Origin of the sequence: Paraburkholderia acidiphila, from assembly GCF_009789655.1 — a bacterium.
Classification (GTDB): Bacteria; Pseudomonadota; Gammaproteobacteria; order Burkholderiales; family Burkholderiaceae; genus Paraburkholderia; species Paraburkholderia acidiphila.
Genome location: NZ_CP046909.1, coordinates 1,769,033 through 1,787,191 on the forward strand (window position 1 = coordinate 1,769,033; position 18,159 = coordinate 1,787,191).

Here is an 18,159-nt window from a genome sequence, read left to right on the forward strand (position 1 = left end):
GAACGCCCTTGAGCTTCGAGGAATACTATAAGCGGCTGCAACTGCCGGAGACTGCGTCGCCGGCGGAGATCAAGCGCGCCTACCGTCAATTGCGCGCGAAGTACCACCCCGACCGCAACAAGGGGCACGAGGCGACGGTCGAGCCGGTGTTCAAGCGCATTCAGGAAGCCTTCGAGATTTTGAGCGGCAGGCGCATCGCGCCAACGGCCGGCACCACTGGCGCCGCAAGCTCGACCAGCAAAACCCGCGGTGCAGAAGCGCCACCGCGACAACGTCGCGCGGCGCCACCCATGCGCGGCGCCAACTGCCTCGTCGAGCTATTCGTACCGCTCGAAGTCGCGCTCGATGGCGGCGGCGTCCAAGCCCACTACCCTGTCAAAGGTCCGTGTCCGGCGTGCGAGCTAACCGATCGCGGTGCGCTTTGCGAGCAGTGCCAGGGTACGGGCGTGAAGGCATGGCGCAAGTCGCAAGTCGTCGAAATTCCTCGCGGGGCCTGGGACGGTCAGCGTCTGGTGGTGCCGGGTGGTGGCCATCCCGGCGTGAACGGCGGCCAGCCCGGAGACGCCACGTTCTCTGTTTCCATTGTTTGCGGCCCGGGCTTTACCCGTCACGGGCTCGACCTTGCCTGCGAACTGCAGACCGACTTCGTAACGGCCATGCTGGGTGGCAGCGTTCAGGCGAAGATACTCGGCCGCACGTACGAAGTGAAGATTCCGGCGAACGCGAATGCGCGCACGCCAATCCGTCTGCCCGGCCTCGGGCTCGCGGACCGCAACGGCACGCGCGGCACCCTCACGCTGCACCTGGTGCTCACGATGCCGGCCGCCGCCGCGCATCTGACCGGCGCGGAGCGCCAGCAGCTACGCGACATCTTCGTCGAAGCAGCGCGCCGAGCCAGCCAGTCGCCCGGCGCGGGCTCGCACGGCAAACGCTAGCTCGCTGGTGCGCCGCGCGCGTCGATCCACGCGCGCGCAGCTTCGAAGCCCGCCTCGGCCGCCGCGTGCTCGGTGGACCAGAGCCGCGTGATATGCACGAGCTGCCAGTCCTCTACGACCGTATCGTCCTTGAGCACGCGAAAATGCGCCTTCACGCCCGTGAGCACTTGCTCGACCGCGACTTCGATGTCGTAGTCCTTGTAGCGCTCCTGGTAGTCGCCCATGTCGATGCCCTTCGGCTCCATGATCGCCTCTCCGTCTTCTGCTGACGACTCATGCTAGCACTTCGCCCCTGCGCGACTCGCACGCGCGCTCCGCTTCACAGGCGCGCGATCGACACCTCCGTGGACTTCACCAGCGCGACCACTTCCGATCCAACTTTCAACTCGAGTTCGTCGACCGAGCGCGTGGTGATCACCGAGGTCACGATGCCGAACGCCGTGTCGACATCGACCTCGGAAACGACGGGTCCGCGAATGATCTCCTTGATCTTGCCGCGAAACTGGTTGCGCACGTTGATGGCGGTAATGCTCATAGGTTCGGCTCCGTATTTTCGAGTGTAAAAAGAGGATTCCTGATAAACGATTCAAGCCGCCGCGCCCGAATGCTGCCCGGCGGCTGACTGCGCGCCGTGGCCAAGCACCCGTTGCAGCACGCTCTCCTCGAGGGCGGCGAAGCGTGCGTCCACTCGCGCACGAGGACGCTCGAGCGGCACGCTTTGATCGAGCGCGATACGTCCCGCCTCGACGAGCAGAATACGGTCGCCCAGCGCGACGGCTTCGTGCACGTCATGCGTCACCAGCAGCGCGGTGAAGCGGTGCTCGCGCCACAAGCGCTCGATCAGCGAATGCATCTCGATGCGCGTGAGCGCGTCGAGCGCACCGAGCGGCTCGTCGAGCAGCAGCAGGCTCGGGCGATGCACCAGCGCGCGGGCGAGCGCCACGCGCTGCCGCTGGCCGCCCGAAAGACGCGCGGGCCACTCGTCGGCGCGCGCGAGCAGGCCCACTTCGTCGAGCACCGCGCGGGCGTCATCGCGCGCGCCGCGTCCGAGGCCGAGCATCACGTTCTGCAACACGGTCTTCCATGGCAGCAGGCGCGCGTCCTGAAACATGATGCGCGTATCGAGCGCTGCACCCTCTGCGCCTCGCCGCTGCACCTCGCCCTCGTCCGGCGTTTCGAGACCTGCGATCAGGCGCAACAGCGTGGACTTGCCGCATCCGCTGCGTCCGACGATCGAGACAAAACTGGCGCGCTCGATCGCAAGGTCAAAGCCGCTCAGCACGGCCCGCTCGCCGTAGCGTTTTCCCACACCGTGCAGTACAACGGCGGCGTCCGCGCCATGCGTATGCGTGCGCAATGCCACGTTTTCACGCAAGACTTGCGCCCCGCCATTGCGTCCGCGCGCCTGCTCGCGTTCGAAGCCGTCCCGCCCCGCACCGTAGTTCGGCGCCACCTGGCTCACGCTCATGCTTCGTTCTCCTGTTGATAAGCGGGGTGCCAGCGCAGCGCCACGCGCTCGATGGACTTCGCCAGCCAGTCTGCGAGCTTGCCGAGCGCCGCATAGAGCAGGATGCCGACCACCACCACGTCGGTTTGCAGGAATTCGCGCGCGTTCATCGTCATGTATCCGATGCCCGACTGCGCGGAGATCGTTTCGGCCACGATCAGCGTGACCCACATCAGGCCGAGCGCGAAGCGCACGCCGACAAGAATCGACGGCAACGCCCCCGGCAGTATCACTTCGCGATAGAGCGGGAAGCCCTTGAGCCCGTAGCTGCGCGCCATCTCGACGAGATTGGCGTCCACCGAGCGGATACCGTGAAACGTGTTCACGTACACGGGAAAAAACACGCCCAGCGCCACGAGAAATACCTTCGCCTCCTCGCCAATGCCGAACCACAGAATCACGAGCGGAATCATGGCGAGCGCCGGAATATTGCGGACCATCTGCACGGTCGAGTCGAGCGCCGTTTCCACGGGCTTGAACAGCCCGGTAGCGAGGCCAAGCACGAGCCCGATGCCGCCGCCGATCGCGAACCCCGAAAGCGCGCGCCAGGTGCTCACGCGCACGTCCGCCCACATCTCGCCCGACTCGATCAGCGACCAGGCGGCCCGCAGCACGGCGAGCGGCTCGGGCAGCACGCGCGTCGAGAGCGCGCCGCTTTTCGCGGCGACCTCCCAGATCACGAGCACCGCCAGCGGCAAGAGCCAGGGCGCGAGCCGCCGCCGGCTCGCCCGCACGAATGTCCGCACAGCGCGCAGTGCGCCGCCCGGACTAACGGAGCCGCGCGCGGGTGCGGCCCTTACCACAGATTCCGTCATCGTTGTGTCCTCCACGATCGCTGCCTATCTCCAGCGCCTCAGCTCTGGCTGACTTTCGGCAGGTAGTGATTGCCGACTACTTCGCCGAACGGCCCCGAAAGCGGACCGCCCGCACCCTTTGCCGTTCGCCCCGGCAGCAGCGGGAACACGAGTTCCGCAAATCTGTAGGATTCCTCCAGATGTGGATAGCCGGACAAGATGAACGTCTCGATGCCAAGCTCCGCGTATTCCTTCATGAGCGCAGCGACCTGCTCGGGATTGCCGACGAGCGCCGTGCCCGCGCCGCCACGCACAAGACCCACACCGGCCCACAGGTTCGGGTACACCTCGAGATCCTTGCGCGTGCCGCGCTTGCCGCCGTGCAGCGCGGCCATGCGGCGCTGGCCTTCCGAATCCATCTTCGCGAACGCGGCCTGGGCGCGCGCGACCGTCTCGTCGTCGAGGTGGCTGATGAGCTTGTCGGCTGCGGCCCATGCTTCCTCTTCGGTCTCGCGCACGATCACATGCAGGCGGATGCCGAAGCGGATCGTGCGCCCTTGTTCCGCCGCGCGCGCACGAATGTCGGCAATCTTGCTCGCGACGGCTGCGGGCGGTTCGCCCCACGTCAGATAGGTGTCGATGTGCGCGCCCGCCATCGCGTGCGCAGCCGGCGAAGAGCCGCCGAACCACAGCGGCGGATGCGGATGCTGTACCGGCGGATACAGCACCTTGCCGCCTACCGAGCGCAGATGCTGCCCTTCGAAGTCGATCGCCTCATTCGTGTGCGATGCCGCGAGCAGCTTGCGCCAGATGTGCAGGAACTCGTCGGTGATTTCGTAGCGCGTGTCGTGATCGACGAAGAGGCCATCGCCTTCCAGCTCGGCCGTATCGCCGCCCGTCACGACATTGATGAGCAGGCGGCCATTGGAAAGCCGGTCGAACGTCGCGGCCATGCGCGCGGAAAGCGCCGGCGACGAAAGACCCGGGCGGATCGCTACAAGGAACTTCAAGCGTCGCGTCGCGGCGATGAGGCTCGACGCCACGACCCAGGCGTCCTCGCACGAACGGCCCGTGGGCAGCAGCACGCCCTCGTAGCCGAGCGTATCGGCGGCGACGGCGATCTGCTGGAAGTACGCGAGATCGGCTGCGCGTGCGCCCTGGGTCGTACCCAGATAGCGGCTGTCACCGTGGGTCGGGATGAACCAGAAAACATTCATGCATTGCTCCTGCCTGGCTTTTAGACACGCGGCGCAGATTGCTGCGGACGCGCGCGGGTGCGCCGCGCTAAAGAACGCGCCGCTCATGGCTCGATTGAAAGGATTCGACAGCTGACGGAATGCGCCGGCGCGCTTTCAGGTGCACTCGCCGGTGCGCCTCGCGCAGCGCCCGGCGACGGCGGCGCCGTCTTCATGGGGAACCAGTCTAGGGACGGCCCTCGCCCTTTAGAACGATTTTTTTGAGCTTAGGTTTTCCACTTTCGTGCTTTGCCCGACGCTTTAGCATACGGCGCGCCTCGCGCGCACCGCGCGCCGATATAATGGCGCACGCACCCACAAAAACACCGGCACGCCGCGCGCGAGAACGCTCCATAGGGCTCATAGCGCGGCGAGGCCAAGCAAGCCCTCGCACGATTTCATGCAAAAACTGATTCTGCCGTTCGTATCCGGCTTTCTGGCGTCGCTCTTCTTTCGCGAGGCGACGCTCGCGCTCCTGCATGCCGCTCAGGTCACCGATGCGGCCGGATTTTCGACGGACCCGTTCCTGCCGCTCGGGCTGCCCGAGTTCCTCGTGAACGCGATCTGGAGCGCCATCTGGGCCATCTTGATGGCGTGGCTGCTGCGCGTGTCGCCTTCGCGCCCCGCGCCGTGGGTTCAGGCCTTCGTGTTCGGCGGCATCGTGCTCACCGCGGCGATGGTGTTCGTCGTCGACCCGTTGCGCGGCATCTGGCCGAGCGGCAACATGCTGCCGCGCCTCGCCACCGGCTTCGCCTCGAACGCAATGTGGGGCTGGGGCGCGCTCGTTTTCATGCGCGCGTTCATGAGCGAAACGCTCGAAGATTGACCCCGCCTGCGGGCCGTGCGCAATGCGCGGCCCGTGTTTCACCGCCGCGCTTTCCGCCCTCCTCTCCCGCTGCTCCCACGCTAACCCGCTCAACCAATGAGTTCGCGCAGCGGATGGTCCATCGCGCTCCAGGGACTCTCGAACATCCGCTCGACGTCTTCGCGGCGCACGTCCTCGATAGTCGCGAAGCGCCAGCGCGGATGATTGTCTTTGTCGATAATGCGTGCGCGTATGCCTTCCATCACGTCGCCGATCGCGAAGCTCGAGCGCGTGAGGTCGAGGTCGCGGCGCAGGCAGTCGGCCATCGTGCCTTCCGCGCGCGACACGACCTCGAGCGACACCGCCATCGAAAGCGGTGAACGCTCGCGCAAAACCTCCACCCTCTGCCCCGCCCACCCGGCTTGCGCGCCAACGCCGGTGCGCTGCGCGGCTTCGAGCGAAGCCAGCATGGCCGGCACATCGGCGAGCGAGAAATGCTGGTCGATCCAGCCGCGAGCCGTGGCCAGCGACGACCCTTCGGCGAGGCGCTGCAACTCGGGCGCAGGCAGCGCCGCCTGGCGGATGCGCGCGACCACTTCCGCGCCGCTCGCGAACGGCTCGCTCTCGAGCGCATCGAGCAGCGCGGGCCACGCGGCCTCGTCGAGCGACGCATCGGCGAGGCCCGCATAGACGGCGCTGGCCTGATCGAGCGTCTCGCCCGTCACGGCGAGATACCGGCCGATCGCGCCAGGCGTGCGCGCAAGGAACCAGCCCATGCCGACATCGGGAAAAAGGCCGATGCGCGTCTCCGGCATCGCCATGCGCGTGGTCGGCCCCACGAGCCGCAGCCCGCCCGTGCGATGCGCGCCCTGCGAGATGCCCATGCCGCCACCCATGACCACGCCGTTAAGCATCGCGATATACGGCTTCGGAAACGTGAAGATGGCGTGGTTCAGGCGATATTCGTCGGAGAAGAACGTATCGAGCGCTGCCTGCTCGCCCGCGCGGTACGACTCGTACAGAAAGCGAATGTCACCGCCTGCGCAGAAGGCGCGCGCGTGGCGCGTGCGCACGATCACGGCGAGGACGCCCGGGTCGTCGCGCCAGCGATCGAGCGCCGCGTGCACGGTGCGGACCATGGCAGTGGTGAGCGCATTGAGCGCCTGCGGGCGCTCGAGTTCGATATAGCCGATGCGGTTTGCTACGCGTGTGAGCACATGGGCTTCGGTATCGGCTGGGGTCGGGCTTGCGTTGGCTTCGTGTGACATGGCGATTGGCAAGGCGAAACGATGAGTGGCGTCTCTGAATCGGGTGAGGCGCAATCACAGACTTCTCGAGGCTATCACGTCGCCACGCGAGGCGCAGGCACGTTCGACGACGTAGCCGCAGCGGCTCGCGCGCCGAACCATGCATCGAGCGTAGCGTCGATCAACGGCCCGGGCGCGGTGTGCTGAAAGCCGGCGCGCGCGAGCGTAAGCAGCACCACGCCGTGCAGCGTGGCCCAAAGCGACTGCGCGATGACGGCGCGCTCGACAAGCGCCCCGCTCGCCGGTGCGAGCGCGGCCAGCGTGGCGGCAAAGAGCTGCGCGCCGCAAGCCAGAGCAACGGCCGCATCGGGCTCATCAACCGCGACGGGTGCGTCGTGCTGAAGGCGGGCGGCCGGCTCCCCACGCTCGGGAGGTTCCTTGCGCGCCATGAAGATCAGTTCGTAAGTCTGCGGATGGTCGCAGCCATAGGCCACGTAGGCGTGCGCCAGGGCGTGAAGCCGCTCGCGCGCGTCGGCGATCAGCGTGAGCGGTTCGAGTTGCGCGAGCAGTTGCGCGTAACCCTCTTGACCGAGCGCCTCGGCAATCTCGTCGCGACCGGCGAAATGCAGGTAGAGGGATGCGGGCGAATAGCCGATCGCGTCGGCAATCTTGCGCATCGACAGCGCGGCGAGGCCTTCGCGTATGACGATGCGGCGCGCCGCATCGAGAATGCGCTCGCGCTGGTCATGCGCGCGCGCTGCGCGCCTTGCAGGCCGGTCGCGACTGTTGCGCTCGACAATTCCCATGGTGACGCCTGGCGATAGCCGTAACCCAATTCCAGTGCGCCCAAGCGGGCGCGGCATGCATTACGAATCCAGCCGTCCAGGCGGAAAGTGACCGCTCTTGAGCAGCACTGGCGTGCCGTTGCTGAGTTCGAGATGGGCGCGCGCCACGGCCTCGATGCGCGGACGGCCGGCGTCGAACGCCTGCATCCACGCGTCGCGGTTCGCGGGCAGCGCGCCGAAATGGTCCTCGAGCGCCTCGACGGATATCGCGCACGGTACGCGTGTGCCGTCGACCAGGGCGGGAAAGACCACGGTCAGATTGGCGTCGCGATAAAGCGGCGCGTCGGCGGGAAAGCGGATGATCATGTCCAGCCCCAATGGCGAAAACCAGCAGAAAGCACTGGCGCCGGAGGACGACGCGGCGCACGGCGGTAACCGGCCATGTTACGCGCGAGGCGCGATGCCTGGCGCGAATCTGGCCAACTCAGTGGCCAACGCAGTGGCCAGTGCTGTCGCCGCCGAGCCACCAGCTTTCAGTGCGCCTGCATCTTCGAGAACAGGTTCAGCACGACCACGCCGGCCACGATGAGCCCGAGCCCGAGCACGGCCGGAAGATCGGGCACTTGCCGATACAGCGCCATCGCCACGAGCGTGATGAGCACGATGCCCACGCCCGACCACACCGCGTAGACGATGCCCACCGGCAAGCTGCGTAATGTGAGCGAGAGCCCATAGAACGCGATGCCATACCCCACCACGACGATCGCCGAGGGTACGAGCCGCGTAAAACCATCCGAAGCGCGCAGTGCAGAAGTGGCAATGACCTCCGCGACGATCGCGATGACGAGCCAGGTCCAGGCTGAGAGTGCGGGAAAGCGCATCGTGTCAGACCTTCGCGAGCGCGAGTTGCGCGTAGTCGACGTCGAGTTGCGCGCAGAGCGCTTCGACCACCAGTTCATGATCGGCGCGCTGCGGCAGACCCGAGACCGTGACCGAGCCGATCACGCCCACGCCCGCTACCGTGAGCGGGAACGAGCCGCCATGCGGCGCGAAATCGGTGATGGGCAAGCCGTGCTTCTCGGCGAGCGTCGTGCCGGTTTGCTGCATGCGCAAGCCGATCGCGTAGGAGCTGCGTCGAAAGTGTTCGACCACGCGCGACTTGCGGCGCACCCAGTCGGCGTTGTCGGGCGTGGCGCCATCGAGCGCGCAGAAGAAGAGTTGCTGGCCGAACGTGCGCACGTCGATGGCGACGGGCACCGCTCGAGCCCGCGCGAGTTCATGCAGATGCGAGCCGAGCTGCCAGGCGCGATCGGCGTCGAAACGGGGAAACACCAGCGCGTGCTCCTGCGCGGCTATCGATTGCAGATCGAGGGGAATGTCCATGAAAGAAGCGAGTGAGGCGCGTGCGCATGAAAACCACGGCGCAGTGTGAACGTCGCGAAGAGCGAGCACTGCGCCGACCGAGCCCCGATTCTATCCTGACGCACTCGCAAGCCATGCCACGTGGGCCGCGCAACCATTTTGCAAACGCATGGAAAGGCGCTCGTCATTTGTTGTTGCAACGCGGCGCGAACTGTCATATAATCTTTTCTTCGACGGACGCGGGGTGGAGCAGTCTGGCAGCTCGTCGGGCTCATAACCCGAAGGTCGTAGGTTCAAATCCTACCCCCGCAACCAGCAGAATTCGAAAGGGTTACAGGTCATCGGCCTGTAACCCTTTTTCCGTTTACGGCTTTCGCAAAGCGCAGCCTTCCTGCCAATTCCCTGCGAGCGCATGAGCGACGATCTGAGCGGTGATAAACTCGCATCACCCATCCCCCTATCGTGCCCATGAAATTCTGCTCGACTTGCGGTCAGGCGGTCAGCCTGCTCATTCCGCCCGGCGACAATCGCGAACGCTACGTCTGCTCACATTGCGGCACCATCCACTATCAGAATCCGCGCAACGTGGTCGGCACGGTTCCGGTCTGGGAAGACAAGGTGCTGTTGTGCCGCCGCGCCATCGAGCCGCGCTATGGCTACTGGACGCTGCCCGCCGGCTTCATGGAGATGGGCGAAACGACCGCCGAAGCCGCGGCGCGCGAAACGCTGGAAGAAGCCGGCGCGCGCGTCGAGGTACAGAATCTCTTTTCGCTCCTGAACGTGCCGCGCGTACACCAGGTGCATCTGTTCTATCTCGCGCGCCTGCTCGACATCGATATCGCAGCCGGTGAGGAAAGCCTCGAAGTGCGGCTCTTCGAAGAGCACGAGATTCCGTGGGACGACATTGCGTTCCCAACGGTCGGACAGACGCTGCGCTGTTTCTTCGCCGATCGCCAGTCCGGCAGCTTCGGGCTGCACACCGGCGACGTCCTGCGCTCGCTGCGCGACGGCTGATTGTTCTTCTGACTGCGCCCGCGACGATGGTCCCCTGGCTTTCGCCCGACGAACCGTTTCCCGCCGTCGAACGCGCGCTCGGTGCATCGAGCGGCGCGCCGGGTCTGCTCGCCGCCAGCGCGGACCTGCTGCCCTCGCGCCTCATCGACGCCTACCGGCGCGGCATTTTCCCGTGGTATTCCGACGGCCAGCCGGTGCTCTGGTGGAGCCCCGACCCGCGCATGATCCTGCGCCCCGACGAGTTCAAGGTCTCGCCGTCGTTGAAGAAAACGCTCAAGCGCGTGCTGCGCGAGGACGCGTGGGAAATTCGCGTCGACAACAATTTCGCCGCGGTGATGCGTGCGTGCGCGACTGCGCCACGGCACGGCCAGCGCGGCACGTGGATCACAGGCGACGTCATCGACGCCTACTCCACCCTGCACCGCATCGGCGACGCGCACAGCATCGAGGCCTGGCTCGGCGGCGAGCGCGTGGGCGGGCTCTACGGCGTGGCGCTCGGCACGATGTTCTTCGGCGAATCGATGTTCGCCTCCGTCACCGACGCCTCGAAGATCGCGCTCGCGGCGCTCGTTGCCCATCTGCGCCGGCACGGCGTCGAGTTGATCGATTGCCAGCAGAACACCGCGCATCTCGCCTCGCTCGGCGGGCGCGAAATCTCGCGCAAGGCATTCATCGCCCATGTGCGTACGCATGTGAACGCAGCGCCCATTCCGTGGAATTTCGACAAAGCCGTGCTCGCCGATCTGCTCGGCGGACGAGGCACGCCCGACGCGTTCCTGCCCGCTGCGTGAATGGCCGGCGCGCCGCAAATGAGTGGCATATGAGCCGCGCGATCGCTTGCGTGCGCGCTTGCCACAGCCCGCGCAATTCGATGGATACATGTTCGGCGTCAATGTTAGACTGAAGAGAGAACCCGTCGCCGCTTTCCCAGGCGCATTCACCGGCACGCCCCGTGCGGCGCGCCGCGTGATCTGGCAAGGCTTACGCGCGAGGCTGGGTGCGCCACGCGCGCGCCACGCGACGATCCGAACTGCTACGAGAGCTGCCAACGTGACGCATCCAAACGAGCTGCCGCTTTCACCGCTTTCCGCGCTGCAATTCTATGCAACGGCGCCCTACCCCTGCAGTTACCTGGAGGGGCGCATCGCGCGCTCGCAGGTGGCGACGCCCAGTCATCTCATCAATTCCGACGTCTACACCGATCTCGTGAAGGCCGGCTTCCGGCGCTCGGGCGTGTTCACCTATCGCCCCTACTGTGACGGTTGCCGCGCATGCGTACCGGTGCGCGTGCCGGTCGAGCGCTTCACGCCGAGCCGCACGCAGCGCCGCGCGTGGAAGCGCCACGGCGCGCTCATCGCGACCGTCGCGCCGCTGCACTACGACGAATCTCATTACGCGCTCTACATGCGCTATCAGTCCGCGCGCCACGCGGGCGGCGGCATGGACCGCGATAGCCGCGACCAGTACGAACAGTTCCTGCTGCAAAGCCGGATCAATTCACGCCTCGTCGAATTCCGCGAGCCGAACCCCGCGCACCCGGACGAACCCGGCGCGCTGTGCATGGTGAGCATGATCGACATCCTCGGCGACGGACTCTCCTCGGTCTACACGTTCTTCGACCCCGATACACAACACACGAGCTACGGCACGTACAACATCCTCTGGCAGATCGAGCAGGCCCGCAGCCTTCAGCTGCCTTACGTGTATCTCGGCTACTGGATCCGCGAGAGCCCGAAAATGGCCTATAAGGCGCGCTTCCAGCCGCTCGAGGGCCTCTTCGACGGCGCATGGGCCGCACTCACGCCCGAAGCCTGAACGCCCGGCGCGTCGCCCTGAGCCTGCGTTACCGCTAAAATAGCGGGTTCCCATTTTTCGGCGTTCGCGTCTTTCACCGTGTTCAGCACCCTTTATCCGTTCGTTCGCGACGTGCTCTTCCGCATGGACGCCGAAGACGTCCATCACCTCACCTTGCGCGCCATCGGCGCGGCGGGCCGCGCCGGCATGGCGGGCCTGCTCGCCCCGCGCGTGCCCGATTCGCCGCGCACCGTCATGGGCCTGACCTTCCGCAATCCCGTGGGGCTCGCCGCGGGCCTCGACAAGGAAGGCGCCGCGATCGACGGTTTCGCCGCGCTCGGCTTCGGCTTCATCGAGGTCGGCACGGTGACGCCGCGCCCGCAGCCGGGCAACCCGCGCCCGCGCATTTTCCGGCTGCCACAGGCGGGGGGCATCATCAACCGCATGGGGTTCAACAATCACGGCGTCGAGCAGTTCGTGAAGAACGTACAGGCCGCGCGTTATCGCGGCATTCTCGGCCTGAACATCGGCAAGAACGCCGACACGCCGATCGAGCGCGCCGCCGAGGACTATCTCTTCTGCCTCGAACGCGTTTATCCGTTCGCGAGCTACGTGACGATCAATATCTCGTCGCCGAACACGAAGAACCTGCGCCAGCTGCAGGGCGGCGGCGAACTCGACGCCCTCCTCGCCGCGCTCAAGGACAAGCAGCAGCGTCTGGCCGACATGCACGGCAAGCTCGTGCCGCTGGCCCTCAAGATCGCTCCCGATCTCGACGACGAGCAGGTCAAGGAAATCGCCGACACGCTGCTGCGCCACAAGATCGAAGGCGTGATCGCGACCAATACGACGCTCTCGCGCGCGGCCGTCGAAGGCATGCCCAATGCGAACGAAACGGGCGGCCTCTCGGGACGCCCGGTGTTCGACGCCTCGAACAACGTGATCCGCAAGCTGCGCGCCGAGCTGGGCGGCGACGTGCCGATCATCGGCGTGGGCGGCATTTTTTCGGGCGACGACGCGCGCGAGAAGATCGCGGCCGGCGCCGCGCTCGTGCAGATCTACACGGGCTTCATTTATCGCGGTCCGGCGCTCGTCGCCGAATGTGCGCGGGCGCTGGCCTCGGGCCGCGCCTGAAGCTATAGTGGCAGGCTAGTCATGGCGCATCGGAGGCGCTGTGCACTAGCACTAGAATCGCAGCAGCAGAACAAGAGGAAAACATGAAAGCCGGTTTGCTGAAAAAACTCCTTGCACTTGCAATCGTTGGCGCATCGTTCGTCGCAGCCAGCGCCCACGCCGACGACCTGCTCGATCAGGCCAAGGCGCGCGGCACGCTGCGCATCGGTCTCGAAGGCACGTTCCCCCCGTTCAACTCGAAGGCGCCCAGCGGCGAACTGGTCGGCTATGACGTCGACATCGCCAAGGCTGTGGCCGCGAAAATGGGCCTCAAACCCGAATTCGTCACGACCGAATGGAGCGGCATCATCGCGGGCCTGCAGGCAGGCAAGTTCGACGTGATCGTGAACCAGGTCGGCGTCACCGACCAGCGCAAGGCCGTGCTCGACTTCTCGCCGGCGTACACGTACTCGGCCGCGCAGCTCATTCAGCGCAAGGACGACACGCGTCAGTTCAAGACGCTCGAAGACCTGAAGGGCAAGAAGCTCGGCGTCGGTCTCGGCACGAACTACATGGACATGGCCAAGTCGGTGCCGGGCATCGACGTGAAGACTTATCCGGGCGCGCCCGAGTATCTGCGCGACCTCGCAGCGAACCGTCTCGACGCGGCGCTCAACGACCGCCTGATGCTGGCCTACCTGCTGAAGAACTCGCAGCTGCCGTTGCGCACGGGCGCGATCGTCGGCGCGGGCAACCCGTCGGCGATCCCGTTCAAGAAGGGCAATCCGAAGTTCGCCAAGGCGATCGACGACGCGATGACGCAGCTCGAAGCCGATGGCACCTTCACGAAGATCTCGGACAAGTGGTTCGGCATCGACGTGACCAAGCCGATCACGCAATGATCCTGAGGGACGCTCAGTCCGGCTGACGCGAAGGGCGGCATCGCACGATGCCGCCCTTCGCACATGTGCATCCATTGCAAAACGCGCCACTTCACCTCGTTACCTACGCCCATGCCCATCTATACGCTCATCATCCAGTCGCTGCCGGTGCTCGCACAGGGCGCGGTGCTGACGGTCAAGTTCGCCGTGCTTTCGATGATCTTCGGGCTCATCGGCGGCGCCGTGCTCGCGCTCATGGGCATCAGCTCGAACCGCCCGCTCGTGTTCATCGCGCGCGTGTACGTGAGCCTGATGCGCGGCACACCGCTGCTCGTGCAGATCTTCGTGATTTACTACGGATTGCCGAGCATCGGTATTTCGCTCGACCCGACGCCCGCGGGCGTGATCGCGCTTTCCGCGAACGTGGCGGCGTATCTCTCGGAGAGCATGCGTGGCGCGATCCTCGGCATTCATAGCGGACAGTGGCTCGCGGCTTACAGCCTTGGCCTCTCGCGCACCCAGACGCTGCGCTATGTGATCGCGCCGCAGGCGTTGCGCATTGCCGTGCCGAGTCTCTCGAACAGCCTCATCAGTCTCATCAAGGACACGTCGCTCGTTTCGGTTATCACCGTGACGGAGCTGCTGCGCAGCGCGCAGGAAATCATCGCCTCGACGTATCAGCCGCTGCCGCTCTATCTCGCTGCGGCCGCCATTTACTGGGTGCTCTGCCAGGTGCTCGAATGGGTGCAGCACTGGTACGAAAAACGCCTCGCGCTGCCCTCACGTCACTGATATCGCGCGCGTTTTCATACACGGCCCGCACATGCGGGCCGTTTCTTTTTCAGGTGGCTTCGTGCCGCTTTACTCGCAGGGGAAACGCAGTCCGAGCGCCGCGCGCGCGGCGTCGGCCATGGCGAGCATGCGGCGCGAGGTCTCGTGCGTCATCACCGGGCTTTCGAGCGCGCCTGCGCGCAGCAATTCGCAGAAGTGCGCGGTCTCGTAGTTAAGGCCGCCGCCCTCGAACGGCTCGTCGAGTTCGACGACGCGGCCATCCACATAACGCACCGTCGCACGTGCCGGATTCCACCAGTTCGCGTGGATCGTCACGTTGCCGAGCGGCCCTGCCAGCAGCGCGTCGCCATAGCCGTGCAGATCGAGCCCGCAGAAGAGCTGCGCAACGCCGTGCTCATGCTGGCAGTTCAGGCTCGCAAAGGTGTCCACGCCTGTCGAGCCGAGGCGCCCGACCGTCTGCACCTCACGTGGCGCGCCGAGCCAGTCGACGGCGAAAAACATCTCGTACACGCCGATGTCGAGCAGCGCCCCGCCCGCCTGCTCGAACGAAAGCGAAGGATGGTCGGCGGGTACGCTGGCCACTGAACAGCCCGCGCGCACGAGCCCGACCGGACCGATGGGATCGGCATCGAGTTGCGCGCGCAACTTTCGATAGAGGGGATAAAACGGCGGTTTCATCGCCTCCATGAAGAGGCGCTGAGCGCCGCGCGCGGCGGCGAGCACGCGTTCGAGTTGCGCGCCGTTCACGGTGGCGGGCTTTTCGCACAGCACGGGCAGCCCGGCTTCGAGCGCGGCAATCGCGTAGTGGGCGTGGCTGTCCTGCATCGTGGCGATATACACGGCGTCGATGCCGCTCGCGAAGAGCGCATCCACGCTCTCACATACCTTCGCGCCGCAGGTGGAGGCAAGCGCCCCGGCAGTCGCCGCGCGGCGCGACCAGACCGCTTCGACGCGCGCATGCGCTACGTGCGCGACGCCCTGCGCGAAGCGGTGCGCAATGCGGCCCGCGCCGACGATGCCCCAACGTATCGTTTGTGTTTCGCTCATGTGCTGCGTGCTCCGGCTGTGAGGTCGAGGGCGGCCGCGCGCGGGACCTAACTTACGTCACGCGAGGCGCACCCAAAGACACGCACGATACCGGTCCGCGCAGCGCGCCGCAATGCGCTCGCATCAATGCGCGCGCCGCAAGCGCACTGATGTGAGCGAATCGACGCTGCCAGCGGATTTAGCGCTGCTCCACCGCCTCGGGCGCGAGCGCGCGAGTGAGTTCGTCGGCGGTGTATTCGATCATCGCAAGCGCGGCCGCTTCGGCCTCTTTCGGCGCACGCCGCTCGATCGCTTCGACGATGCGCTCATGCGCCGCCACGACATTGTTCCAGCCGCCGTCACGCGTGTTGAGAATCGGATTCACGAGCGAGAGTGCGCCGCGAATGATCGCCGCCATCTGCTGATAAAACTGATTCCCGCTCGCCGCGAGGATGCGCGTGTGCAGCAGCGCGTCGGCAGTCTGGAAATTCGGATCGTCGGTGCTGGTCTGGCGCAGCACCTCGAATGCCTCGCGAATGCCGGCGATGTCGGCCGCGCTCGCGCGCGTGGCGGCCAGCGCGCACGCCGCCGGTTCGATCAGGCCGCGAAACTCGATCACATCGCGCAAAAACGTCTTGTCCGGTTTCGATCGAAAACGCCAGTTCACGACGTCCTCGTCGATCATGCGCCAGTCGCGCATGGGCCGGATGCGCGTGCCTATTTTCGGCCGCACGTCGAGCATGTGGCGCGCGAGCAGCATGGAAAGCGCTTCGCGCATGACCGTGCGGCTCACGTCGAATTCCTTTGACAGGATGTCCTGCGGAGGCAGGACTGCGCCGTAACGCTCCTCGACGATGCCTGAAATCAGCCCGTCCATCACCTTGCTGACGAGCGAGCGTTCCTTGTTCCCCAGTTCCATGACCCTACCCCCCCGATGTGGGCGTTATCGCCCATGTTTGCCGGATACTGCGCGGGCCCTCGTGCGTCGTCGAACTTAGGTGTTACGTTGCCATGCGTTTCGCATAATTCGCCAGCCAGGATATCTCCTGACATGAGGCTTGCGCGCATGCGCATTGTTCGTATGTACGCGTGTTACATCGGCCCTTGCGCTGCTGTTTTTGTAAGGCGATCGTATGGACCGCCCACTTACTTCAAACGACACGCTTTCAAATGGCTTTTGAATCCGCTTCCCATTCAATCGGCATTCCCTGGCTGTGCATATGCAGGGATGCCGGCGTGCATGTTTCTTTTGCGCACGCTTTTCGCGCGCTGACCCACGTCGTGCTTTTCAACGTTGCGCTCATTCAACGTTGTATCCGCCCGTACTCATCGTCGAAGCGCACGATGTCGTCCTCGCCCAGATAACCACCCGACTGCACCTCGATGATCTCCAGCGGCGTCTTGCCCGGATTCTCCAGCCGGTGCTTCACACCCAGCGGAATGTAGGTCGATTCGTTTTCCGAAAGCAGAAACACCTCCTCGCCGCGCGTGACACGCGCCGTGCCACGCACCACGGTCCAGTGCTCCGCGCGGTGATGATGCATCTGCAGCGACAGCCGCCCGCCCGGCTTCACGACGATGCGCTTGACCTGGAAGCGCTCGCCCTGATCGAGCGAGTCGTAGCAGCCCCACGGCCGCTCCACACGCCGGTGATGCTGCGCGACCGCGCTGCGCTCCTGCCTGAGCTTGCCGACGATCGCCTTCACGTCCTGCACGCGGTCCCGCGCCGCGACGAGGACGGCGTCGGCCGTTTCGACCACCACCACGCCGTGCACGCCCACGCACGCAACGAGGCGTCCGTCCGAGTGCGCGAACGTGTCGGTCACGTCCTCGAACATCACGCGGCCGCGCGCCACGTTGCCGCTCGCGTCCTTGTTCGACACCTGCCACACCGCGTCCCACGCGCCGACGTCGGACCAGCCAGCCACGAGCGGCACGACGACGCCGGCGAGCCGCGCGTCCGCGCCCAGCGACTCCATCACCGCGTAGTCGATCGAATCGGACGGGCACGCGGCGAGCGCCGTGGCGTCGAGATGCACGGTGCCGTCGGCGTCGAGCGCGGCCGCCTCGAACGCCGCCGTGCATTGCGCCGCGATGGCCGGCCGGCAATGCGCGATCGCGGCAAGCCAAACCGATGCGCGCACCACGAAAATGCCGCTATTCCAGAGGTAGTCGCCACTGGCCACGTAACTCGCCGCGAGTTCGGCGCCGGGCTTTTCCACGAAGCGCTCGATCACGCGCGCGCCGCTGGCGCCGAGCACCGCACCCGCGCCGATGTACCCGTAACCCGTTTCCGCGCGCTGCGGCGGCACGCCCAGCGTGACGATCGCGCCCCGCGCCGCGTAGCCCACCGCTTCTTCGAGCGCGGCGGCAAACGCCGCGCGATCGGCGATCAGGTGGTCGGCCGGCATGGCGATGAGCACCGGGTCGCTGTCGCACACGCCAGCGGCGCCGTCGCGGGCCAGCGCCGCTTCATGTCCGGCGCGCGCCGCGAGCGCCGCCACCGTGAGAGCCGGCGCTGTATTGCGCGCGACCGGTTCGAGCACGACGCGCGCGTGCATGCCGCTGCGGCCGAGCCGGTCGACGGTCATGAGCCGCAGTTCCTCGCTGCTCACGACAACAGGCGCGGCCTTGCGGATCGCCTCGCCCGCCTGGGCATACACGCCGTCGAGCCGCCGCACGGTGGCTTCGAGCAGCGACTCGCCGTCGAGCAGATCGATCAGCTGTTTCGGACAATGCTCGCGCGAGAGCGGCCAAAGCCGCGTGCCCGAGCCCCCGGCCAGCACCACGGGCTGAACGATGAGCGCGACTTCGGGTTCATTGGCTGCCGCGATCAAGCCGGCTGGCGTCACGAGCTGGTTCATGCAGT

21 protein-coding genes and 1 tRNA gene are annotated in these 18,159 nt (G+C 66.1%); 9 read left to right on the forward strand and 13 right to left on the reverse strand.

All coding sequences use genetic code 11. The features are described 5' to 3' along the window. Positions 1-8 precede the first annotated feature (8 nt). Positions 9-935 (forward strand): DnaJ C-terminal domain-containing protein, encoded by a 927-nt coding sequence (locus FAZ97_RS07915; RefSeq protein WP_158757945.1) that lies wholly within the window; start codon positions 9-11, stop codon positions 933-935. Here the strand turns inward: FAZ97_RS07915 and FAZ97_RS07920 are convergent. The 5 genes from FAZ97_RS07920 to ssuD all read right to left on the reverse strand — a co-directional run bounded on the left by FAZ97_RS07920 (position 932) and on the right by ssuD (position 4,453). Then, the gene (locus FAZ97_RS07920) at positions 932-1,180 is read right to left on the reverse strand and encodes a DUF6566 family protein (RefSeq protein ID WP_158757946.1); all 249 of its coding nucleotides are present in this window, start codon (positions 1,178-1,180) and stop codon (positions 932-934) included. The two genes, FAZ97_RS07915 and FAZ97_RS07920, sit on opposite strands and share 4 nt — an antisense overlap. A 74-nt stretch (positions 1,181-1,254) precedes the next feature. Beyond that, on the reverse strand, positions 1,255-1,470 hold the full coding sequence (locus FAZ97_RS07925) for a TOBE domain-containing protein (protein WP_158757947.1): 216 nt from the start codon (positions 1,468-1,470) through the stop codon (positions 1,255-1,257). A 51-nt stretch (positions 1,471-1,521) separates the two neighbouring features. Then, on the reverse strand, positions 1,522-2,403 hold the full coding sequence (locus FAZ97_RS07930) for an ATP-binding cassette domain-containing protein (protein ID WP_158757948.1): 882 nt from the start codon (positions 2,401-2,403) through the stop codon (positions 1,522-1,524). Further along, positions 2,400-3,257: an aliphatic sulfonate ABC transporter permease SsuC gene (gene ssuC, locus FAZ97_RS07935; RefSeq protein WP_158757949.1), complete on the reverse strand. Its 858-nt coding sequence runs from the start codon at positions 3,255-3,257 to the stop codon at positions 2,400-2,402. The genes FAZ97_RS07930 and ssuC overlap by 4 nt, the downstream gene beginning before the upstream one ends. Positions 3,258-3,295: 38 nt before the next feature. Continuing rightward, positions 3,296-4,453, reverse strand: a complete 1,158-nt coding sequence (gene ssuD / locus FAZ97_RS07940; protein ID WP_158757950.1) for an FMNH2-dependent alkanesulfonate monooxygenase — start codon at positions 4,451-4,453, stop codon at positions 3,296-3,298. A 418-nt stretch (positions 4,454-4,871) separates the two neighbouring features. Between ssuD and FAZ97_RS07945 the strand changes: the two genes are divergently transcribed. Beyond that, positions 4,872-5,297, forward strand: coding sequence for a hypothetical protein (locus tag FAZ97_RS07945; RefSeq protein WP_158757951.1), 426 nt, complete (start codon positions 4,872-4,874; stop codon positions 5,295-5,297). An 89-nt stretch (positions 5,298-5,386) separates the two neighbouring features. On the opposite strand, the gene FAZ97_RS07950 is transcribed toward FAZ97_RS07945, so the two are convergent. The 5 genes from FAZ97_RS07950 to FAZ97_RS07970 form a co-directional block, all read right to left on the reverse strand. Then, positions 5,387-6,544, reverse strand: a complete 1,158-nt coding sequence (locus FAZ97_RS07950; RefSeq protein WP_158757952.1) for an enoyl-CoA hydratase/isomerase family protein — start codon at positions 6,542-6,544, stop codon at positions 5,387-5,389. Between the two features lie 74 nt (positions 6,545-6,618). Next, positions 6,619-7,329 carry a TetR/AcrR family transcriptional regulator gene (locus FAZ97_RS07955; RefSeq protein ID WP_158757953.1) on the reverse strand — a complete coding sequence of 237 codons (711 nt, stop codon included), beginning with the start codon at positions 7,327-7,329 and terminating at the stop codon, positions 6,619-6,621. Between the two features lie 60 nt (positions 7,330-7,389). Next, the gene (locus FAZ97_RS07960) at positions 7,390-7,674 is read right to left on the reverse strand and encodes a DUF1488 family protein (RefSeq protein WP_042268605.1); all 285 of its coding nucleotides are present in this window, start codon (positions 7,672-7,674) and stop codon (positions 7,390-7,392) included. Positions 7,675-7,841: 167 nt separating this feature from the next. Then, positions 7,842-8,189 carry a DMT family transporter gene (locus FAZ97_RS07965; RefSeq protein ID WP_158757954.1) on the reverse strand — a complete coding sequence of 116 codons (348 nt, stop codon included), beginning with the start codon at positions 8,187-8,189 and terminating at the stop codon, positions 7,842-7,844. Between the two features lie 4 nt (positions 8,190-8,193). Further along, positions 8,194-8,691: a heme-degrading domain-containing protein gene (locus FAZ97_RS07970; protein WP_158757955.1), complete on the reverse strand. Its 498-nt coding sequence runs from the start codon at positions 8,689-8,691 to the stop codon at positions 8,194-8,196. Between the two features lie 217 nt (positions 8,692-8,908). Here FAZ97_RS07970 and FAZ97_RS07975 point away from each other — a divergent pair. From FAZ97_RS07975 to FAZ97_RS08005, 7 genes are all read left to right on the forward strand, one after another. Beyond that, positions 8,909-8,985, forward strand: a tRNA-Met gene (locus FAZ97_RS07975). 153 nt (positions 8,986-9,138) lie between these two features. Continuing rightward, positions 9,139-9,684 carry an NUDIX hydrolase gene (locus FAZ97_RS07980; RefSeq protein ID WP_110384546.1) on the forward strand — a complete coding sequence of 182 codons (546 nt, stop codon included), beginning with the start codon at positions 9,139-9,141 and terminating at the stop codon, positions 9,682-9,684. A gap of 26 nt (positions 9,685-9,710) precedes the next feature. Further along, the gene (aat, locus tag FAZ97_RS07985; RefSeq protein WP_158757956.1) at positions 9,711-10,475 is read left to right on the forward strand and encodes a leucyl/phenylalanyl-tRNA--protein transferase; all 765 of its coding nucleotides are present in this window, start codon (positions 9,711-9,713) and stop codon (positions 10,473-10,475) included. Between the two features lie 259 nt (positions 10,476-10,734). After that, positions 10,735-11,499, forward strand: a complete 765-nt coding sequence (locus tag FAZ97_RS07990; RefSeq protein WP_158757957.1) for an arginyltransferase — start codon at positions 10,735-10,737, stop codon at positions 11,497-11,499. 78 nt (positions 11,500-11,577) lie between these two features. After that, positions 11,578-12,612 carry a quinone-dependent dihydroorotate dehydrogenase gene (locus FAZ97_RS07995; protein ID WP_158757958.1) on the forward strand — a complete coding sequence of 345 codons (1,035 nt, stop codon included), beginning with the start codon at positions 11,578-11,580 and terminating at the stop codon, positions 12,610-12,612. Between the two features lie 83 nt (positions 12,613-12,695). Continuing rightward, complete coding sequence (locus tag FAZ97_RS08000; RefSeq protein WP_158757959.1) at positions 12,696-13,493, forward strand: transporter substrate-binding domain-containing protein; 798 nt, start codon at positions 12,696-12,698, stop codon at positions 13,491-13,493. A gap of 111 nt (positions 13,494-13,604) precedes the next feature. Beyond that, on the forward strand, positions 13,605-14,264 hold the full coding sequence (locus FAZ97_RS08005; RefSeq protein ID WP_158757960.1) for an amino acid ABC transporter permease: 660 nt from the start codon (positions 13,605-13,607) through the stop codon (positions 14,262-14,264). A gap of 69 nt (positions 14,265-14,333) precedes the next feature. On the opposite strand, the gene FAZ97_RS08010 is transcribed toward FAZ97_RS08005, so the two are convergent. The 3 genes from FAZ97_RS08010 to FAZ97_RS08020 all read right to left on the reverse strand — a co-directional run bounded on the left by FAZ97_RS08010 (position 14,334) and on the right by FAZ97_RS08020 (position 18,154). Beyond that, positions 14,334-15,311 (reverse strand): Gfo/Idh/MocA family protein, encoded by a 978-nt coding sequence (locus FAZ97_RS08010; protein ID WP_158757961.1) that lies wholly within the window; start codon positions 15,309-15,311, stop codon positions 14,334-14,336. A 178-nt stretch (positions 15,312-15,489) separates the two neighbouring features. Then, the gene (locus FAZ97_RS08015; RefSeq protein WP_158757962.1) at positions 15,490-16,209 is read right to left on the reverse strand and encodes a FadR/GntR family transcriptional regulator; all 720 of its coding nucleotides are present in this window, start codon (positions 16,207-16,209) and stop codon (positions 15,490-15,492) included. A 385-nt stretch (positions 16,210-16,594) separates the two neighbouring features. After that, positions 16,595-18,154: a mannose-1-phosphate guanylyltransferase/mannose-6-phosphate isomerase gene (locus tag FAZ97_RS08020; protein WP_158757963.1), complete on the reverse strand. Its 1,560-nt coding sequence runs from the start codon at positions 18,152-18,154 to the stop codon at positions 16,595-16,597. Positions 18,155-18,159 lie beyond the last annotated feature (5 nt).

Bases quoted from the DNA above. Each gene is read 5' to 3' on its own strand.
- FAZ97_RS07920 (WP_158757946.1), bottom strand. From the start codon at position 1,180: ATGGAGCCGAAGGGCATCGACATGGGCGACTACCAGGAGCGCTACAAG.
- FAZ97_RS07925 (WP_158757947.1), bottom strand. From the start codon at position 1,470: ATGAGCATTACCGCCATCAACGTGCGCAACCAGTTTCGCGGCAAGATC.
- FAZ97_RS07930 (WP_158757948.1), bottom strand. From the start codon at position 2,403: ATGAGCGTGAGCCAGGTGGCGCCGAACTACGGTGCGGGGCGGGACGGC.
- ssuC (WP_158757949.1), bottom strand. From the start codon at position 3,257: ATGACGGAATCTGTGGTAAGGGCCGCACCCGCGCGCGGCTCCGTTAGT.
- ssuD (WP_158757950.1), bottom strand. From the start codon at position 4,453: ATGAATGTTTTCTGGTTCATCCCGACCCACGGTGACAGCCGCTATCTG.
- FAZ97_RS07945 (WP_158757951.1), top strand. From the start codon at position 4,872: ATGCAAAAACTGATTCTGCCGTTCGTATCCGGCTTTCTGGCGTCGCTC.
- FAZ97_RS07950 (WP_158757952.1), bottom strand. From the start codon at position 6,544: ATGTCACACGAAGCCAACGCAAGCCCGACCCCAGCCGATACCGAAGCC.
- FAZ97_RS07955 (WP_158757953.1), bottom strand. From the start codon at position 7,329: ATGGGAATTGTCGAGCGCAACAGTCGCGACCGGCCTGCAAGGCGCGCA.
- FAZ97_RS07960 (WP_042268605.1), bottom strand. From the start codon at position 7,674: ATGATCATCCGCTTTCCCGCCGACGCGCCGCTTTATCGCGACGCCAAT.
- FAZ97_RS07965 (WP_158757954.1), bottom strand. From the start codon at position 8,189: ATGCGCTTTCCCGCACTCTCAGCCTGGACCTGGCTCGTCATCGCGATC.
- FAZ97_RS07970 (WP_158757955.1), bottom strand. From the start codon at position 8,691: ATGGACATTCCCCTCGATCTGCAATCGATAGCCGCGCAGGAGCACGCG.
- FAZ97_RS07980 (WP_110384546.1), top strand. From the start codon at position 9,139: ATGAAATTCTGCTCGACTTGCGGTCAGGCGGTCAGCCTGCTCATTCCG.
- aat (WP_158757956.1), top strand. From the start codon at position 9,711: ATGGTCCCCTGGCTTTCGCCCGACGAACCGTTTCCCGCCGTCGAACGC.
- FAZ97_RS08000 (WP_158757959.1), top strand. From the start codon at position 12,696: ATGAAAGCCGGTTTGCTGAAAAAACTCCTTGCACTTGCAATCGTTGGC.
- FAZ97_RS08005 (WP_158757960.1), top strand. From the start codon at position 13,605: ATGCCCATCTATACGCTCATCATCCAGTCGCTGCCGGTGCTCGCACAG.
- FAZ97_RS08010 (WP_158757961.1), bottom strand. From the start codon at position 15,311: ATGAGCGAAACACAAACGATACGTTGGGGCATCGTCGGCGCGGGCCGC.
- FAZ97_RS08015 (WP_158757962.1), bottom strand. From the start codon at position 16,209: ATGGAACTGGGGAACAAGGAACGCTCGCTCGTCAGCAAGGTGATGGAC.
- FAZ97_RS08020 (WP_158757963.1), bottom strand. From the start codon at position 18,154: ATGAACCAGCTCGTGACGCCAGCCGGCTTGATCGCGGCAGCCAATGAA.